The following is a 17,096-nucleotide window of genomic DNA, read 5'->3' as shown; positions in this document are numbered from 1 at the left end:
GGGGAGCCGGGACGGCGCCAAGTGCCGGCCCGGCCCTCCGTCCCGAGACGAACCCCTAATTCCAGGTGTGCAGCACGGTGCGCCAGCCCTCGGGACCGCGCTCCATCACGTTGACCCAGTTACCCTCGAACTTCTTCCTGGCCCCGCCTTCGCCGGGACCGTTCATCTCCCAGCGCCCGGACAGCACGAGGACGTCGCCCTTCTCCCGCGCGGACTGGACGGTAATCTTGTGATCGTCGAAGCCCTTGGCCTTCACGCCCGAGAAGAATTTCCTGATGTCGGCCGGTCCCGAAACCGCCGCGCCCTTCGGGATCACCTGCGCGTCCGGGGCATAGAGCGTGCCCAGGGTCTCGATGTCGCCGCCGTTGTAGCTCCTGTCCCAGGTTTCGGCGGCGCTGCGTCCTGCCGAGGCGGGGGTCTCGGCGCGGGCCGATACGGGCAGGACGAGACACGCAGTCAGAGCCGCACCGAGAAGTTGTCCGGTTGTCAGCATAGATACCTCCCAAGCGAGGTCAGGTCGACATACCTCGCGCGAGAGATTTGGCAACGCAAGTCGTCGCAAGTAAAGCAATTTTGCGAAGACTTCCGTGTTTTGGCGGGTCGCCCGGGTAGACGGTTCAGGCGGCCCGGACCGTGCCGAGGAACCGCGCCAGTTCCTGCGTCAGATGCTCGGCTTCGCGCGAGAGCTCCGAGGCCGAGGCCAGGACCTGGGACGCGGCCGCGCCGGTCTCTTCGGCCGCTCCGGCGACTCCTGAGATGTTGGCCGTGACCTCCCCGGTCCCGGTGGCCGCCTCGCTCACGTTGCGGACGATCTCCTGGGTCGCCGCGCCCTGCTCCTCCACCGCCGCCGCGATCGAGGTCGCCACGTCGCTGATCTCGCGGATGCGCCCGCTGATGCTCTCGATCGCGGTGACGGCTTGGCCGGTGGAGCCCTGGATGCGGCCGATCTGGCCGCTGATCTCCTCGGTGGCCCGCGCCGTCTGGTTGGCGAGTTCCTTGACCTCGGCGGCGACCACGGCGAAGCCGCGGCCCGCCTCGCCGGCGCGCGCGGCCTCAATGGTCGCGTTGAGGGCGAGCAGGTTGGTCTGGCCGGCGATGCTCGCGATCATGGCGACGACGTCGCCGATCCGCGCGGCGGCCGCGCTCAGTTCCTGAACCTGCGCGGCGGTCCGGGCGGCTTCGTCCACCGCCCGCTGGGCGAGCTGGGTCGAGCCGTCGACCTGGCGGCCGATCTCCTGCACGGAGGCGCCGAGCTCCTCGGCGGCCGCCGCCACCATGCCCACGTTGGAAGCCGCCTGGTCCGCCGCGGCCGCGACCGTGCTCGATTGGTGGGCCGTCTCGGAGGCCGTGCTCGCCATGCTCTGAGCCGTGCCGCGCAGCTGGCCCGCCGCCGTGGTCACCCGGCCGAGGATGCCGCCGACGGCGCCCTCGAAACCATCCGCCATCTCGCGCATCGCGGCCTTGCGCTGCGCCTCGGCGCTGGCGCGGGCGAGGTGGGTCTCCTCCTCCAGGGCGCGGCTGCGCAGGAGATTGGCCCGGAAGGTCTCCAGGGTGTCGGCCATGGCGCCGATCTCGTCCTGACGGCCGACGCTGGGGATCTCGGTCTGCGCATCGCCGTCGGCCACGCGCCGCATGGCCGCCGTCATCGCGCCCAGCGGCCGGGTGATGCCGCGGATCGTGTAGGCCATGGCGGCGAGGGCCATCAGGACGGAGAGCCCAAGCATGACCTGGGTGGTCCGCACGGCGCTCGCCTGCTCGTCGCGCGCCGCCGTCTTGGCGGCCTCGCCGGCCTCGCCGTTGAAGGTCACGAGCTTCCGCATGCTGGCGCTGGTGGCGAGGTAGTTGGCATTCATCGGGCCCCGGAACAGGGTCAGGACCTCGTCGCGCCGGGCCGGGTCGATGGCCTGGAGCTGGGTCCAGTCCTGGCCCATCTGGGCGATCTTGGCCGAGACCTCGTCGTAGAGGGCGTTCTCCTCACGGGAGTTCACCAGGGCCTTGTAGGCCACGCGCCGGGTCTCGAGCTCCTTGGCCAGGGTCGCGGCCTGGCCGACGCTGTTGGCGCGCTCCTCGGCGGTGTCGGCGACGATGTAGCGGAACTGCCAGAGACGGATCCGCATCACCAGGGCGTTCATCGCGTGTGCGGCATCGACCGAGGGAAGGGCGTTGTCGGACAGCACTGCCATGCGGTCGCCGATGGCATCCATCTTCGACAGGGACAGCAGACCCTGTCCCGCGGTGATGATGGCCAGCAGGCCGAAGAGGCCGATCAGTGTCGATTTGAGCGAGAAGCGCATGGGAAGCACCGCGTGGCGAAGAGATGCGTCCTCGAATAATCGATCCGCCTTAAGATTGACTTGCGCTTCCCATCGATACAACCAATAATTGTTATTCCATTTCTCGTAATGACTTTGATGGCATGCCTGCTCGGCCGTTAGGCCGCGGCATTGATCGAGCGCAGGCCGGCCACGAGATCCGAGAAGCGGTCGCCCTGGACGATGACGTGCGCCCGCAACCGGTCGGAGGCGCCCGCCTCGTCGCCCGACACGATGGCGGCGACGATGGCCTCGTGTTCGGCCAGGGACTGGCCGAGACGGTTGCGGGCCCGCAGCTGGAGGCGGCGGAAGGGAGCGAGCCGGCGATGCAACTGGCGCGCCTGCTCCTCCAGGAAGCCGTTCCGGCAGGCCCGGTAGACCACCGTGTGGAAGATGTAGTTCTCCGCGTAATAGGTCTCGGGATCGCCGGCGGCGGCCGAGGCGGCGCAGGCGGCCAGGGCCGCCTTGAGAGCGGCCTCGTCGTCGGGGACGAGCCGGCGCGCCGCCAGCCGCCCGCACGAGGCCTCGATCTCCGCCATCGTCTCGAACATCGCGATCAGGAGCTGCGGATCGGGGGCGCTGACGATCGCCCCCCGGCGGGGCTTGATCTCCACGAGTCCGGTCATCGCCAGCTGCAGGAGCGCCTCGCGGATCGGCGTGCGCGAGACCCCGAAGCGCTCGGCGAGCTCCGTCTCGTCGAGGCGCGCGCCGATGGAGAGGCGTCCATCCACGATCTCGGTCTCGATGGTCTGCCTGAGGCGGCGCGACTGGTTCATGCGCTGAGGTCCCGGCCCGTTTTAATCCCGCCGACTCGCAAAAATCAGGCGTCCACTATTATTCAATCGCATTGACAAAATATACAAGACATCGTTTCATGTATAACGAAGACGCGGCGCAGTATAAATGCTGCGCCGCAAAACGACGCGGCCGCGCACCGGCCCAGGGAGAGACACGCCATGATGCTGACACGCCGTGCCCTCGTGGCCGGCGGCCTCGCCGCCCCCGCCATCCTGTCCCTGGGCTCGCGCGCCCGGGCCGCCACCACCCTCAAGCTCTCGCACCAGTTTCCCGGCGGCACCATCGACGAGGGTGATTTCCGGGACCGCATGTGCCGCAAGTTCGCGATGGCGCTGGCCGAGCGTTCGAAGGGCGCCCTGGAAGTGCAGGTCTATCCCGGCTCGTCGCTGATGAAGACGAACGCCCAGTTCGCGGCCATGCGCAAGGGTGCCCTCGACCTGTCGCTGTACCCCTCGCCCTACGCCGGCGGCGAGGTGCCGGAGCTGAACATCGGCCTGATGCCGGCGCTGGTGAGCTCCTACGAGCAGGCCATCGCCTGGAAGAAGGCGCCGGTGGGCCGAAAGCTCACCGAGATCCTGGATTCCAAGGGTATCATCCTCGTCTCCTGGGTCTGGCAGGCCGGCGGCGTCGCCAGCCGCGAGCGCCCCCTCTACGCGCCGGCCGATGCCAAGGGCCTCAAGGTCCGGGGCGGGTCGCGCGAGATGGACCTGATGATGAAGCAGGCCGGCGCGGCGACCCTGTCGATCCCCTCCAGCGAATCCTATGCCGCTATGCAGACGGGCGCCTGCGACGCGGTCATCACCTCGTCCACCAGCCTGATCTCGTTCCGCCTGGAGGAACTCGGCAAGGCGCTGACCTCGGGGCGCGAGCGCTCCTACTGGTTCATGCTCGAGCCGCTGATGATGTCGAAGCTCGCCTTCGAGCGCCTGCCTAAGGACCAGCAGGACCTCATCATGGCCATCGGTGCCGAGCTCGAGCCGTTCGGGCAGGCCGGCGCCAAGGCGGACGACACCAAGGTCGAGGAGATCTTCGCCAAGGCCGGCGCCAAGGTCCAGAACCTCGACGAGAAGACCCTGGGCCAGTGGCGCGACATCGCCCGGGACACGGCCTGGAAGGACTTCGCGGGCAAGTCCGCCGGCTGCGCCGAGCTCCTCAAGCTGGCGGAGCAGGTGTCGTGAGCCACGCCTTCGACGCGGCCTCGGCCGCCGCCGAGACGCACACCGTATCCGAGCCCCGGGTTCCGGGGCTCCTCGGCACCATCGACCGGGCCCTGAAGGGGGTCAACCACGTCATCATGCTCCTGGGTGGCATCGCTCTCGTCTGCGCCTGCCTGGTGCTCAGCTACAGCGTGGTGATCCGCTACGTCCTGCACGAGCCCACCGACTGGCAGGACGAGATGGCGGTGTTCCTCATCGTCGGCGCCACCTTCTTCTCGGCCGCCGCCGTGCAGGCCAAGCGCGGCCACGTGGCGATCGAGGCCCTCACCGGCCTGCTCTCGCCGCGGGTCAACCGCGCCCGCCTGCTGATGGCGGACGTCATCAGCTTCGTCTTCGTGGCGTTCTTCGCCTGGAAGAGCTGGACGCTGCTCCACGAGGCCTGGGTCGACGGCCAGGTCTCGCAGTCGAGCTGGGGGCCGCCGCTCTGGATCCCCTACGTCCTGATGGCGATCGGCATGACCCTGCTCGGCATCCAGTTCGCCCTGCAGATCGCCGAGGAGATCCTCTACGGCGCCGAGAAGGCCGGCTGGGCGAACCCGAAGATCGGCCTCGGTGCCGATCTGAACCGCGACACGCAGGCGCGCGCCGGCCTCGCGCCGGAGGGCACCCGGCCCCTGGGCGATCCCCTCGCCAACACCGTGCAGGACACGAAGGTCACCGGGAGGCATCCATGAGCGTCGCGGCCATCGGCTTCCTCTACGCGGGCGCCACCCTGAGCGCGATGCTCGCCGGCATCCCCATCGCCTTCGCGCTGGGCTTCGTGGCGCTCGCCTTCATGTACGTCTTCATGCCGGGCGCCTCGCTCGATACGGTGGCGCAGAACGTCTACGAGGAGATGGCCTCGATCACCCTGCTGTCGATCCCGCTCTTCATCCTGAAGGGCGCGGCGATCGGGCGGTCCAAGGCCGGCCAGGATCTCTACTCGGCCATGCATGCCTGGATGCACCGCATCCCCGGCGGCCTCGGCATCGCCAACGTCTTCGCCTGCGCGCTCTTCGCCGCCATGGCGGGCTCAAGCCCTGCGACCTGCTCGGCCATCGGTTCGGCCGGCATCCCGGAGATGCGCAAGCGCGGCTACTCGCCGGGCTTCGCCGCCGGCATCATCGCGGCGGGCGGCACCCTCGGCATCCTGCTGCCGCCCTCGATCACCATGATCCTCTACGCGGTGGCGGCCGAGCAGTCGCTGGGACGCCTGTTCCTCGCCGGCATCGGGCCGGGCCTCCTCCTCGTCGGGCTGTTCGCGACCTGGTCGGTCTACCGCTTCCGCTCGGAATACGCGGCCGCCAAGATCGCCTACGAGCGGAACGGCACCGCTTCGGCGATCCTCGCGGAGGACACCTACAGCATGCGCCAGCGCTTCTCGACGCTGCCGCGGGTGCTGCCCTTCGTGATCCTGCTCACCGGCGTGATGGTGGCGCTCTACGGCGGCTACGCCACCCCGTCGGAGACGGCGGGCCTCGGCGGCCTCCTGGCGCTGGGCCTGATCGCGGTCATCTACGGTGTCTGGCGTCCGCGCGATGTCAGCCCGATCCTGACCGCGACCCTGCGGGAATCGACCATGCTGATGCTCATCATCGGCATGTCGCTCCTCTACGCCTACGTGATGAGCTACCTGCACATCTCGCAATCGGCGGCGGCCGCGATCGTGGCGATGCAGCTGTCGAAGTGGGTGCTGCTGGTGACGATCCTCGGCCTCGTGATCCTGCTGGGCTTCTTCCTACCGCCGGTCTCGATCATCCTGATGACGGCGCCGATCATCCTGCCGCCGCTGAAGGCCGCCGGGTTCGACCTCGTCTGGTTCGGCGTCGTGATGACCATCACCATGGAGATGGGCCTGATCCACCCACCGGTGGGGCTCAACATCTTCGTCATCAAGAACATCGCCCCCGACATTCCGCTGAAGGACATCATCTGGGGCACGCTGCCCTTCGTGATCCTGATGGCGGTGGCGATCCTGATCCTCTGCTTCGTGCCCGGCATCGCCATGTGGCTGCCGAACTGGCTCCTGCCCACCACGCGGTGAATTGCGGGCGTCGCTCGAGCGACGACCCTCCGAGACGGAACCGGCCCCGGACGGGGCGCGCGACAGGCCGAGGCCGTCGCGCGTCCCGTCCGGGGCCGCTGCGTTTGGCGTGCCCGCCGCATCCCTGGATCACCGGATCAGAGGAAAATGTGCGCCTTTAATCCTTTGAACACGGGTTGTTAACGAAGCGGTAACCATACCGGGCATCAATGGTCTGGTAAGGAATCGCGAGAGCCCGTGACTGACACAAGCCCTCCCCGCAGACCCGTTCAGCTTCGCGGCCGCGCCTTCAAGTCCTTGGTGCTGGCCCCGGAGACTCCGCTTCCCGATTGGTTCGCCGATCTGGACGAAGCGCTCAAGCGCTCGCCGACCCTGTTCGACGGGCGCGCCCTGATCCTCGACGTGGCGGGGCTGGCGCCCGCCGCGCCGGACCTCGACAGCCTGCTCGCCGAACTCGGCAGCCGGCAGATCCGCATCCTCGGCATCGAGGGCACGGACCTGTCGCTCCTCGGACCCGGGCGCCCGCCGCTCCTCGTCCAGGGACGGCCCTCGAGCACGATCGAGATCCCGGCCCAGCCGGAGCCGGAGCCCGAGCTGCCGCTGGCGCCGCCCGAGCCGGCGACGACCTCTCTCACCATCGAGGGGTCGGTCCGGTCCGGGCAATCCATCGTCCACCCCACCGGCGACGTCACCGTCATGGGGTCGGTCTCCTCCGGCGCCGAGATCCTCGCCGGCGGCTCCATCCACGTCTACGGCGCTCTGCGCGGCCGGGCCATCGCCGGCGCCGCCCGCAACCCCCGCGCCCGCATCTGCTGCCGCAAGTTCGAGCCCGAACTTCTCGGCATCGACCGCCTCGTCCGCACGGCCGAGGAGATGGGCAACCACCTGCGCGGCAAGGCCGTGCAAATCTGGCTCGATGGCGGCGCCATCAAATTCGCATCCTTGGATTGAGGAGACAGCTCATATGGCCAAAGTTCTGGTCGTGACATCTGGCAAGGGCGGCGTCGGCAAGACGACGACGACCGCGGCCCTCGGCGCGGCGCTCGCGCAGGCCGGCAAGAGCGTGGCGGTGGTCGACTTCGACGTCGGCCTGCGCAACCTCGACCTCGTGATGGGCGCCGAGCGGCGCGTCGTCTACGACCTCATCAACGTGGTCAACGGCGACGCCAAGCTCAACCAGGCCCTCATCCGCGACAAGCGCCTGGAGAAGCTCCACCTGCTGCCCGCCTCGCAGACTCGCGACAAGGATGCGCTCACCGACGAGGGCGTCGCCCGCGTCATGGACGAGCTCCGCGAGAAGTTCGACTGGGTGATCTGCGACTCCCCGGCCGGGATCGAGCGCGGCGCCACGCTGGCCATGCGCCACGCCGACGTCGCCGTGGTGGTGACCAACCCCGAGGTCTCCTCGGTGCGCGATTCCGATCGCATCATCGGCCTGCTCGACTCCAAGACGCTCAAGGCCGAGCGCGGCGAGACGATGGACAAGCACCTGATCCTCACCCGCTACGACCCTGCCCGGGCCGATCGCGGCGACATGCTCAAGATCGAGGACGTGCTCGAGATCCTCTCGATCCCGCTGCTCGCCATCATCCCGGAGAGCATGGAGGTCCTGCGCGCCTCCAACGTCGGCTGCCCGGTGACCCTGAACAACCCGCTCTGCGCCCCGGCCCGCGCCTACACCGACGCCGTGCGCCGCCTCAACGGCGATGCGGTCCCGATGTCGGTCCCCACCGACAAGAAGTCCTTTCTCGACAAACTCTTCACCCGGAGGGCAGCATGAGCCTCCTCAACATGTTCAACCGGCGCGGTTCGGCGCCGGTCGCCCGCGACCGCCTGCAGCTCATCCTCGCCCATGAACGGGCGGGGGTCGGCGGCTCCGATCTCGTGATGGTGCTGCGCGAGGAGATCCTCGCGGTCATCGCCAAGCACGTCGAGGTCAACAGCGACAAGGTCCAGATCCGCCTCGACCGCGGCCAGGACATGTCGACGCTCGACATCGACATCGAGCTGCCGCTCACGGCCATCACCAAGGCTGGTCCCGCGAAGGTCAAGGCGGCGAAGCTCGCCGCCGCATGAGCCTCTCCACGCCCGTCCCGGCCGGCACAGCCGTCAGGCACCGATGAACAACCCGGCGAGCGTCGCGCTCGTCAGGTTGGACAGGGTGCCGGCCAGGATCGCGCGCAGGCCGAACCGGGCGATCTCCGCCCTGCGCTCCGGTGCGAGGCTGGCGAGGCTCGCGAGCTGGATGGCCACCGAAGTCAGGTTGGCGAAGCCGCAGAGCGCGAAGCACAGGATCGCGGCCGTCCGCGGGTCCAGGGTGCCGCCCTTCAGTACCGGCGAGAGTTGCGCGTAGGCCAGGAACTCGTTGAAGGCGATCTTCTGGCCCAGCGCCCCGCCGACGAGGCCGGCCTGCTCCCAGGGCACGCCCATCAGCCAAGCCAGGGGCGCGAACACCGCGCCGAGGATGCCCTCCAGGCTCAGGGCGGGATAGCCGGCGAGACCCCCGGCCCAGCCCATGAACCCGTTCAGCAGGGCGATCAGGCCCGTGAACGCGATCAGCATCGCCCCCACCGACACCGCCACGGCCAGCCCCTTCTGGGTGCCGTCGGCCGCCGCCTCGATGACGTTGACCGCCCGCGTCTCCGCGAAGGTGACCCGCGTGGAGGTGACCCGGCTCGGCTCCGTCGTCGGCACCAGGATCTTGGCGAAGAGGAGTCCGCCCGGCACCGCCATGGCGCTGGCCGCCAGCAGGTACTCCATCGGCACGCCGAGGGCCGCGTAGCCGGCGAGAATCGTGCCCGCCGTGGACGCGGCCCCGCTCGACATCACGGCGAACAGCTCGGCCGAGGTCAGGGCCATCAGGAACGGGCGCAGGGCGATGGCGATCTCGCTCTGGCCGATCGCGATGGTGATCACTGCCGAGAAGGTCTCGATCCGCGACGTGCCGATCACCCGCTGCAGGACGGTGCCGATGGCCCGCGCCGCCGCCTGCATCACGCCGAAATGGTAGAGCACCGCGATCAGCGCCGAGACGTAGAGGATCTGCGGCAGGATGCGCAGGGCCAGGATGAAGCCGCTGCCGCCGAACAATTCGAACATGCGCGGCTCGACGAGGCCGCCGAACAGGAACGCGGTGCCCCGGTCGCCGTAATTCAGCACGGTCTGGACGAAGGAAGCCGCCGCGGCGAGGCCCATGCGGCCCGCCGGGACGAACAGCACCAGGGCGCCGAGCGCCACCTGCAGCGCCAGGGCCGAGAGCACCACCCGCGGCGAGATCGCCCGCCGATTCGTCGAGAACAGCACCGCGACGGCCAGCAGCAGGGCCAGGCTCGCGCCTGCGTGGAAAAGTTTCTCGACCATGCCGCCCCGCTGTTCTGGCTCAAGCGGAGCAAGCCCGATGCCGGGCCGCTTGTCGCGGGGGAAGTGGCGGCATCCACCGCTGCTCGCCCCGGAGGATTCGCCCATGGCGGCGTGCCTCCCTTCGCCGCTTCGTCGGGAGGCGAGACGGCGGGCGGTCGCCGTCCCATCTCCCGTGCCGGCCACCGTCATGACAGTGTCGCCCGCACTTGCGATCCAGCGCGGCGACCGTCGGCGGTTTGCCGGCAACAGGGCCGCCCGCATGCAGCGCCTTCTCACCGATACCACCGCCCTCCCGTGCCTGCTTTTCGCGATCGCGTTCGACGCGGAAGGGCGCGGGCGCCTGCTGGAGGCGGATGGCGGCCTGCCGGCGCCCGTCGCCGAGGGATTTCTCTGGCTGCATCTCGACCTGGTCGATGCACGCCTCGACGGGCTGATCGCCGCCGGGCGCCTCGGCCCGCCCGCGCTCGCCGCCGCCACCTTCGCCCGCGACGGGCATCAGCGCGTGGTGATCGAGGGCGCCGATCTCGGCCTCGTGATCGCCGATCGGGAGCGCGAATTCGGCGGCCGGATCGAGGACGAACCGGCCGGGCGCCTGCACTGCGTGCTGGGCGCGCGCCTTCTCGTGAGCGGACGACGGCATGCCACCGCCGCGGCGGAAGCCGCCCGCGACGCGGTGCTGGCCGGGCGGCGCGTCTCCAGTCCGGCGGGACTTCTCGAGATGTTCGTCACCGGCGTCGCCGCCTCTCTCGACGCCTCTGCCCGGCGCTTCTCCGACGCCCTCGACGCCATCGAGGACCGGATGCTCGACGAGGATCAGCCCGACGATCCCCGGCCCCTGGCGCCGATCCGCCGGCAGGCCGTGCGCCAGCATAGGCAGCTCGCCGGCCTCAGCGCGGTCTTCCACCGCCTCGAATCCGAGACCGAGGAAGAGGACGACGCCCTGCCGGAGGCGGTGGTGACCATGGCCGCCCGGGTGGTCCAGCGCCTCGATTCGCTTCACCGCGACATGCTGGTCCTGTCCGAGCGCAGCCGCCTGCTGCAGGACGAGATCGCCGGGCGCACGGCGGCCGAGACCAACCGCCAGCTCTTCACCCTCTCGATCCTCACGGCCCTGTTCCTGCCGCCGACCTTGGTGACCGGCGTGTTCGGCATGAACACCAAGGGGTTGTTCCTCGGCGATTTCGAGAACGGCTCGTTCCTCGCCCTCGTCATCTGTGCGGCGGCGGCCCTGGCGGTCTACGGCGTGATCCGCCGCCTCGGGCTCGTCAAACGGCGCGGCTGATCGTAAGCCGGCTCCCCGTCGCGCCGCGCGGAGCCAGAAAACACCGCGGCCGCCGCAAGATCGTCATCGAAGCGTCACGTCCCGTCGCGAACGGTGCGCCAAACGCCCCTGGGAGCCTTTTCCGCATGGATTTCTTTCGCCGCTTCACCGTCCTGATGTGCGCGCCGAACTTCGACCCGGACGATCTCGAGGGCGTGCGCGTCCAGCAGATCATCGGCTCCGTGGAGAAGCTCGGCTTCGAGGTGGTGCGGGCCCGGCGCGTCGAGGACGCGGCCATCGCGGTCCAGACCGATTCGGCCATCGGCTGCATGGTGGTGGATTGGGGCAAGCGCGGCCTCGACGGCAAGGCGGCCGCCCTCATCAACCTCATGAGGAAGCGCGGGCTGGAGATGCCCATCGTCATCATGGTCCGCCGCAAGCGCCTGGAGGACATCCCCGTCGAGGTGCTGGACTTCATCGACGGCTACATCTTCCTCGCCGAGGAGACCCCGGACTACATCGCCCGTGGCCTGGTGAGCCGGGTGAAGCAGTACGCCGAGACCCTGAAGACGCCGTTCTTCGGCGCGCTGGTCGACTATGCCGAGCAGGGCAACCAGCTCTGGACCTGCCCGGGCCACAACGGCGGCATCTTCTACAACCGCTCACCGATCGGGCGCATCTTCGTCGAGCATCTCGGCGAGGCGGTGTTCCGCGACGATCTCGACAACTCGGTGCTCGATCTCGGCGACCTCCTCGTCCACGAGGGCCCGGCCCTGAAGGCGCAGAAGGAGGCGGCCGTCATCTTCGGGGCGGAGAAGACCTACTTCGTCCTCAACGGCACCTCGGCCTCCAACAAGATCGTGCTCTCCGCCCTGGTGGCCGAGGGCGACCTCGTGCTGTTCGACCGCAACAACCACAAGGCCGCGCATCACGGGGCGCTGTTCCTCGGCGGCGCGATACCCGTCTTCCTGGAGACCGACCGCAACGCCTACGGCCTGATCGGCCCGATGTACCACGAGGCCCTCGACGAGACCGTCATCCGCCAGAAGATCCGCGACAACCCGCTGATCACCGACAAGGAGGCCTGGCGGCGCGAGCGCCCGTTCCGCGTCGCGGTGATCGAGCAGTGCACCTACGACGGCACGATCTACAACGCGCAGATGATCCTCGATAAGATCGGGCATCTCTGCGACTACATCCTCTTCGACGAGGCCTGGGCCGGCTTCATGAAGTTCCACCCGCTCTTCGCCGGCCGCTTCGCCATGGGACTCAAGGGTCTCGACGAGACCTCGCCCGGCATCATCGCCACCCAGTCGACCCACAAGCAGCTGGCGAGCTTCTCCCAGGCCTCGCAGATCCATACCAAGGACAGCCATATCCGCGGCCAGACCCGGCGCATCGAGCACCGGCGCTTCAACGAGACCTTCCTGGTCCACGCCTCGACCTCGCCGTTCTACCCCCTGTTCGCCTCCCTCGACGTCGGCGCGCAGATGATGAAGGGCCGCTCCGGCGTCGTGCTGTGGGACGACACCATTCGCCTGGGCATCGAGTGGCGCAAGAAGGTCCGCGCCATCCGCCGCGAATTCGAGGAGAAGGAGGGCGATCCCCTGCGGCGCTGGTTCTTCGACCCCTTCGTGCCGGACACGGTCAAGGGACCCGACGGCAAGGTGCCGTGGGAGAGCCTCTCCACCGACGAGCTCGCCGGCAACGCGAAGTACTGGGAGCTGACGCCGGGGGCCGACTGGCACGGCTTCACGCACGTGGCACCCGACTATGCCATGACCGACCCCAACAAGCTCACCGTGCTCACCCCCGGATTCAACCGGCACACGGGCGAATATGCCGAGCACGGCGTGCCGGCGCCCATCGTGGCGCAGTACCTGCGCGAGAACCGCATCGTGCCGGAGAAGAACGACCTCAATTCGCTCCTCTTCCTGCTGACGCCGGGCGTCGAATCTTCGAAGGCCGGCACGCTGATCTCCGGGCTCGTGGCCTTCAAGCGCCTGCACGACGACAACGTGCCCCTCGAGGAGGCGATGCCGGAATTCGTGCGGCGCCGGCCCAATCGCTACAAGGGCGTGCGCCTGCGCGACCTCTGCGCCGACTTCCATGCCTTCCACCGCGAGCACGGCACCAGCACGCTCCAGCGCAAGCAGTTCGAGCCGGGGCACCTGCCCGAAATGGTGATGACCCCCAAGGAGGCGGTGCAGCAGCTCACCCGCAACAACGTCGATTACGTGCCGATCGCGGAGGCCGAGGGGCGCGTGGCGACGACCTTGCTTCTGGTCTACCCGCCGGGCATCGGCACGGTGCTTCCGGGCGAGCGATTGGACGAGCGGGCCAAACCCATGCTGGACTACTTCAAGATGTTCGAGCGCTCCGCGAACCTGTTCCCGGGCTTCGAGGCCGAGATCCAGGGCGTGTTTCGCGATGTCGATCCGGATGGGACCATCCGGTTCTACACCTACGTCATGCGCGAGGGCCGCTGATGGCGGGCTCGTCCGAGAGCGACCCCGACCTCGTCATCCGGCCCTCGTCGGATGCCGACGTGCCGGATATGGTGGACATCTACGCCCATCACATCCGGCGCGGCGTCGGCGATGTCGGGGATTTCGAGGCGGACCCGCTCCATCCCGACGACCTGAAGAAGCGGCGCAAGGCCATGCGCAAGAAGCGCCTGCCGCACCTCGTGGCCGACCGGGACGGGATCGTGGCGGGCTATGCCTACGCGGTGCCGTTCCGCAAGCGCCCGGCCTACCGCTACACCCTCAAGCACTCGATCTACGTCCATCACGAGCACCTGCATGCCGGCATCGGCCGGCGTCTGCTGCCAGCGCTGATCGAGGCCTGCGCGGCGGGGGGCTACCGCCAGATGATCGGCTACATCGACGCGCAGAACGAGGCGTCGTTACGCCTCCACGAGGCCTGCGGCTTCGTTCGCGTCGGGCTGCTGCCGGCGGTGGGCTACAAGTACGGGCGCTGGAGCGACAGCGTCATGGTCCAGTGCGCCCTCGGAACCGGGGCCACCGACCAGCCCGGCACCTGGACGCGCCCGGTCGAGGCGGTGGTGGCCGGGCACGACTGGATCGGGAAGTAGGGATCGACGGGATCGGTTTAGCCTCACAGGGCACCGGACCGCAGACTCTATTGCTGCGACCGGTTGATCAGCGCCTGCAATGCCCGGGCCACCGCCTCGCTGACGTTCTTGCGGTACTTGCGGTGGACCAGCTGGCCGTTGTGATAGATGTCGTGTTCGACGTAGAGCTTCTCGCCGTCCCAGCGGACGACGTTGTCGGTCTCGGTGGTCTCCTCGACGCCGAGATCCTCGCGAAAGGTAACGCCCCCGGCTTGCGCAAACATGGCTCGTCCCTGGTGATCGAAGCGACTTTCCGGCTTCCTGGAGCCGCATCTTAGGCAGGCGGCGCGCGCCGCGCTACCCGAAACGGGCTTCAGCGCACCGTGACCTGATCCTTGATCCGCTCGTAGACCGCCCGGCTGAGGACGCGCTTCGACAGGAGCTCGCCGACGGAAGCGTAGGGACGCTTCTGCACGATGGCCCGCCCGATCATGCCGCCGCCCCGCAGGCCGTTCAACTCGGCGACGCTCCCCGTATTGAGGTCGACGATCGCAATCCCGCGTGGCCCCGCCGTCTCGGCGGCGTTGTCGATCTCCTGCTCGCCGGCCGATGGGGCCGCCGGGCGAGCCGTATCGACGAAGCTCCTGTCGGGGGGCGAGGGCGCCTGGATCGGCCCCGGGAGGCTCGGCGGCAGGGGCACGTTCGGCGATGGCGCCGGCCCGGCCGGCGGAGACGCGGCGGGGGGAATGGCGGCCTGTGGCGCCGGGGCGGGGCTCGGCTGGGGCGCGGGCGCCGGGGCCACCGGGGAGACCGGACGCGTGACGGCCGGCGGCACCGCCGCCTGGGTTCCGGCCTTTCCGGTCTCGGGGGTCGTCCGGACGGTGGGGGCGTCCGCCGGTCCGCCGTCGTGCGGACGCAGGACCTGGACGATTCCGGCGAGGATGGCCGCCACCACGATGAGAACGCCGACCCGCAGGACCGCTGAACCGCTGAGCATTGAGGGCGGCCTCGCGCCTGTGGACATGACGAACGCCTAACATGGGCGATAAAGTGAAGTCTCGCCGTCGAATCGGCTGTCCTCAAGAGCTTGAACACTTCGGCCGGTCACCCACTGACATCTGCGCGACCGCGCGGGTGCGGCGTCTGCGGTATCGACGGAGGTGCCGGCCCCGGTCATGGTCCCGGCCGATGCCCGACCACCTCTCCCCCCTGACGGCCCTATCCGCGCGCCTCGGCGCCCTGCGTCACCTGCCGGCCCTGGCCCGCCTCGTCTATTCCGCCAGTCCGCGCCTCCTGGTGGCGAGCCTCGGCCTGCGCCTCGCGCGGGCGAGCCTGCCGGTCCTGATGCTCTACCTCGCCAAGCTCATCCTCGACGCGATCGTGGCCGAGCATGCCCGGCCGCACCCGATCGGCCTCGGGTTCGAGGCATGGCTCGCAGATCCCGCCCTGCGGCACCTCGCCCTGCTGGTGGCGGCGGAGTTCGGTCTCGCCATCCTGGCCGACCTCCTCGGCCGCGCCAGCACCTTGGTCGACGGTCTCGTGGCCGACCTCTACGGCAACGCCGCCACCCTGAAGCTGATGCGGCACGCCGCCGACCTCGACCTCGAACAGTTCGAGGACAGCGCGCAGCAGGACCGCCTGGAGCGGGCACGGCGTCAGGTCACGGGCCGCTCCAACCTCCTGTTCCAGCTCTTCGGTCAGGGGCAGGACCTCATCACCCTGGTGGCTTTCGCCCTCGGCCTCGTGGCCTTCGCGCCCTGGCTGATCCTGCTCCTCGTGGTGGCCCTGGTGCCGGCCTTTCTCAACGAGACCCACTTCAACCGCGAGGGCTACCGGCTCGCCTGGACCCGGACGCCGGAGCGGCGCGAGATCGACTATCTGCGCTTCCTCGGAGCCAGCGTCGAATCCGCCAAGGAAGTGAAGCTGTTCGGGCTGAACGGCTACATCGCCGAGCGCTATCGCGGGCTCGCGGCCCGGCTCGTGGCCGACAACCGCGCCCTGGCCCTGCGCCGGGCCGGCTGGGGCGGGGCCTTCGCGGCGCTCGGCACGCTGGCCTACTACCTCGCCTACGCCACCATCGTCTGGCGCACCGCCGCGGGCCAGTTCTCCATCGGCGACCTCGCCTTCCTGGCGGGCTCCTTCCAGCGCCTGCGCGGCCTGATCGAGGGGCTGCTGCTGGGCTTCTCGCAGATCGCCTCGCAGGCGCAGTATCTCGACGACCTGTTCTCGTTCTTCGCCGTGGTGCCGGCGATCCGCTCGCCGACCGACCCCGTTTCCCTGCCGCGCCCGATCCGGAGCGGGATCGTGTTCGAGGATGTGGGCTTCCGCTATCCCGGCACCGAATCCTGGGCGGTGCGACACCTGAGCTTCCACCTCGCGGCCGGCGAGGTCCTGGCCCTGGTGGGCGAGAACGGGGCGGGCAAGACGACCATCGTCAAGCTCCTCACCCGGCTCTACGACCCGACCGAGGGCTGCGTGCTCCTCGATGGCCTGCCCCTCTCCGCCTACGACCTCGACGACCTTCGCGGCCGCATCGGCGTGACCTTCCAGGATTTCGTGCGCTTCAGCTTCACCGCCCGCGAGAACGTGGCCGTGGGCCGGATCGAGGCGCGCGGCGACGCCGGCCGGGTCGCCCGGGCGGCCGGACGCAGCCTCGCCGACGGAGTCATCGGGCGCCTGCCGCTCGGGTACGACCAGCCCCTGGGCAAGCGCTTCGCCGAGGGCGTGGATCTGTCGGGGGGCGAGTGGCAGAAGATCGCCATCGCCCGGGCCTACATGCGGGAAGCCGAGATCCTGATCCTCGACGAGCCCACCGCCGCCCTCGACGCCCGAGCCGAGTTCGAGGTGTTCCAGCGCTTCCGCGAGCTGAGCCACGGGCGCACGGCGGTGCTGATCTCGCACCGCTTCTCCACCGTGCGCATGGCGGATCGCATCCTGGTGCTCTCCGGTGGACGCGTGATCGAGTCGGGGAGCCATGCCGAGCTGCAGGCGCTGGGCGGGCGCTACGCCGAACTGTTCGAGCTGCAGGCGGCCGGCTACCGCTGAGCGC

At 69.3% G+C, this 17,096-nt stretch carries 16 protein-coding genes; 10 read left to right on the top strand and 6 right to left on the bottom strand.

What is annotated here, in order from left to right; all coding sequences use genetic code 11:
* Positions 1-55: 55 nt before the first annotated feature.
* The 3 genes from ASF49_RS09660 to ASF49_RS09650 form a co-directional block, all read right to left on the bottom strand.
* On the bottom strand, positions 56-493 hold the full coding sequence (locus ASF49_RS09660; RefSeq protein ID WP_056471389.1) for a YybH family protein: 438 nt from the start codon (positions 491-493) through the stop codon (positions 56-58).
* Positions 494-617: 124 nt separating this feature from the next.
* A complete protein-coding gene (locus ASF49_RS09655) occupies positions 618-2,294 on the bottom strand; it encodes a methyl-accepting chemotaxis protein (RefSeq protein ID WP_056471382.1) in 1,677 nt (558 codons plus the stop codon).
* A gap of 137 nt (positions 2,295-2,431) precedes the next feature.
* On the bottom strand, positions 2,432-3,088 hold the full coding sequence (locus ASF49_RS09650; RefSeq protein WP_056471379.1) for a GntR family transcriptional regulator: 657 nt from the start codon (positions 3,086-3,088) through the stop codon (positions 2,432-2,434).
* 180 nt (positions 3,089-3,268) lie between these two features.
* Here ASF49_RS09650 and dctP point away from each other — a divergent pair, with 180 nt between their 5' ends.
* From dctP to minE, 6 genes are all read left to right on the top strand, one after another.
* Positions 3,269-4,288, top strand: a complete 1,020-nt coding sequence (gene dctP / locus ASF49_RS09645) for a TRAP transporter substrate-binding protein DctP (protein ID WP_056471375.1) — start codon at positions 3,269-3,271, stop codon at positions 4,286-4,288.
* Positions 4,285-5,001: a TRAP transporter small permease gene (locus ASF49_RS09640; protein WP_056471372.1), complete on the top strand. Its 717-nt coding sequence runs from the start codon at positions 4,285-4,287 to the stop codon at positions 4,999-5,001. Before dctP ends, ASF49_RS09640 begins: the two co-directional genes overlap by 4 nt.
* On the top strand, positions 4,998-6,350 hold the full coding sequence (locus ASF49_RS09635; protein WP_056471370.1) for a TRAP transporter large permease: 1,353 nt from the start codon (positions 4,998-5,000) through the stop codon (positions 6,348-6,350). The genes ASF49_RS09640 and ASF49_RS09635 overlap by 4 nt, the downstream gene beginning before the upstream one ends.
* Positions 6,351-6,587: 237 nt before the next feature.
* Entirely contained in the window at positions 6,588-7,301 is a 714-nt protein-coding gene (gene minC / locus ASF49_RS09630; protein ID WP_056471367.1) for a septum site-determining protein MinC, read from the top strand.
* Between the two features lie 13 nt (positions 7,302-7,314).
* The gene (gene minD / locus ASF49_RS09625; RefSeq protein ID WP_056471364.1) at positions 7,315-8,130 is read left to right on the top strand and encodes a septum site-determining protein MinD; all 816 of its coding nucleotides are present in this window, start codon (positions 7,315-7,317) and stop codon (positions 8,128-8,130) included.
* On the top strand, positions 8,127-8,426 hold the full coding sequence (gene minE / locus ASF49_RS09620; RefSeq protein WP_056471360.1) for a cell division topological specificity factor MinE: 300 nt from the start codon (positions 8,127-8,129) through the stop codon (positions 8,424-8,426). The genes minD and minE overlap by 4 nt, the downstream gene beginning before the upstream one ends.
* 33 nt (positions 8,427-8,459) lie before the next feature.
* Here minE and ASF49_RS09615 read toward each other — a convergent pair whose 3' ends face one another.
* Complete coding sequence (locus tag ASF49_RS09615) at positions 8,460-9,710, bottom strand: NupC/NupG family nucleoside CNT transporter (protein ID WP_056471357.1); 1,251 nt, start codon at positions 9,708-9,710, stop codon at positions 8,460-8,462.
* A 259-nt stretch (positions 9,711-9,969) separates the two neighbouring features.
* Between ASF49_RS09615 and ASF49_RS09610 the strand changes: the two genes are divergently transcribed.
* The 3 genes from ASF49_RS09610 to ASF49_RS09600 all read left to right on the top strand — a co-directional run bounded on the left by ASF49_RS09610 (position 9,970) and on the right by ASF49_RS09600 (position 14,068).
* A complete protein-coding gene (locus ASF49_RS09610; protein ID WP_056471354.1) occupies positions 9,970-10,992 on the top strand; it encodes a CorA family divalent cation transporter in 1,023 nt (340 codons plus the stop codon).
* Between the two features lie 125 nt (positions 10,993-11,117).
* Entirely contained in the window at positions 11,118-13,460 is a 2,343-nt protein-coding gene (locus ASF49_RS09605; protein WP_056471351.1) for an Orn/Lys/Arg decarboxylase N-terminal domain-containing protein, read from the top strand.
* Positions 13,460-14,068: a GNAT family N-acetyltransferase gene (locus tag ASF49_RS09600; RefSeq protein ID WP_056471347.1), complete on the top strand. Its 609-nt coding sequence runs from the start codon at positions 13,460-13,462 to the stop codon at positions 14,066-14,068. The genes ASF49_RS09605 and ASF49_RS09600 overlap by 1 nt, the downstream gene beginning before the upstream one ends.
* 47 nt (positions 14,069-14,115) lie before the next feature.
* Here ASF49_RS09600 and ASF49_RS09595 read toward each other — a convergent pair whose 3' ends face one another.
* Positions 14,116-14,331: a hypothetical protein gene (locus tag ASF49_RS09595; RefSeq protein WP_056471345.1), complete on the bottom strand. Its 216-nt coding sequence runs from the start codon at positions 14,329-14,331 to the stop codon at positions 14,116-14,118.
* Between the two features lie 89 nt (positions 14,332-14,420).
* On the bottom strand, positions 14,421-15,044 hold the full coding sequence (locus ASF49_RS09590; RefSeq protein WP_056471343.1) for a helix-hairpin-helix domain-containing protein: 624 nt from the start codon (positions 15,042-15,044) through the stop codon (positions 14,421-14,423).
* A gap of 191 nt (positions 15,045-15,235) precedes the next feature.
* On the opposite strand from ASF49_RS09590, the gene ASF49_RS09585 reads away from it, so the two are divergent.
* Entirely contained in the window at positions 15,236-17,092 is a 1,857-nt protein-coding gene (locus ASF49_RS09585) for an ABC transporter ATP-binding protein (protein ID WP_056471340.1), read from the top strand.
* The last annotated feature ends 4 nt before the right edge of the window (positions 17,093-17,096 follow it).

Origin of the sequence: Methylobacterium sp. Leaf104 (assembly GCF_001422885.1) — a bacterium.
Taxonomy (GTDB): domain Bacteria; phylum Pseudomonadota; class Alphaproteobacteria; order Rhizobiales; family Beijerinckiaceae; genus Methylobacterium.
The sequence above is the reverse complement of the archived record's forward strand: the minus strand, read 5'-3'. Positions and strand labels throughout refer to the sequence as shown.

What these genes read in the sequence shown, in the direction of transcription:
- ASF49_RS09660 (WP_056471389.1), bottom strand. Translation starts at nt 493, where the DNA reads ATGCTGACAACCGGACAACTTCTCGGTGCGGCTCTGACTGCGTGTCTC.
- ASF49_RS09655 (WP_056471382.1), bottom strand. Translation starts at nt 2,294, where the DNA reads ATGCGCTTCTCGCTCAAATCGACACTGATCGGCCTCTTCGGCCTGCTG.
- ASF49_RS09650 (WP_056471379.1), bottom strand. Translation starts at nt 3,088, where the DNA reads ATGAACCAGTCGCGCCGCCTCAGGCAGACCATCGAGACCGAGATCGTG.
- dctP (WP_056471375.1), top strand. Translation starts at nt 3,269, where the DNA reads ATGATGCTGACACGCCGTGCCCTCGTGGCCGGCGGCCTCGCCGCCCCC.
- ASF49_RS09635 (WP_056471370.1), top strand. Translation starts at nt 4,998, where the DNA reads ATGAGCGTCGCGGCCATCGGCTTCCTCTACGCGGGCGCCACCCTGAGC.
- minD (WP_056471364.1), top strand. Translation starts at nt 7,315, where the DNA reads ATGGCCAAAGTTCTGGTCGTGACATCTGGCAAGGGCGGCGTCGGCAAG.
- minE (WP_056471360.1), top strand. Translation starts at nt 8,127, where the DNA reads ATGAGCCTCCTCAACATGTTCAACCGGCGCGGTTCGGCGCCGGTCGCC.
- ASF49_RS09615 (WP_056471357.1), bottom strand. Translation starts at nt 9,710, where the DNA reads ATGGTCGAGAAACTTTTCCACGCAGGCGCGAGCCTGGCCCTGCTGCTG.
- ASF49_RS09610 (WP_056471354.1), top strand. Translation starts at nt 9,970, where the DNA reads ATGCAGCGCCTTCTCACCGATACCACCGCCCTCCCGTGCCTGCTTTTC.
- ASF49_RS09605 (WP_056471351.1), top strand. Translation starts at nt 11,118, where the DNA reads ATGGATTTCTTTCGCCGCTTCACCGTCCTGATGTGCGCGCCGAACTTC.
- ASF49_RS09600 (WP_056471347.1), top strand. Translation starts at nt 13,460, where the DNA reads ATGGCGGGCTCGTCCGAGAGCGACCCCGACCTCGTCATCCGGCCCTCG.
- ASF49_RS09595 (WP_056471345.1), bottom strand. Translation starts at nt 14,331, where the DNA reads ATGTTTGCGCAAGCCGGGGGCGTTACCTTTCGCGAGGATCTCGGCGTC.
- ASF49_RS09590 (WP_056471343.1), bottom strand. Translation starts at nt 15,044, where the DNA reads ATGCTCAGCGGTTCAGCGGTCCTGCGGGTCGGCGTTCTCATCGTGGTG.
- ASF49_RS09585 (WP_056471340.1), top strand. Translation starts at nt 15,236, where the DNA reads ATGCCCGACCACCTCTCCCCCCTGACGGCCCTATCCGCGCGCCTCGGC.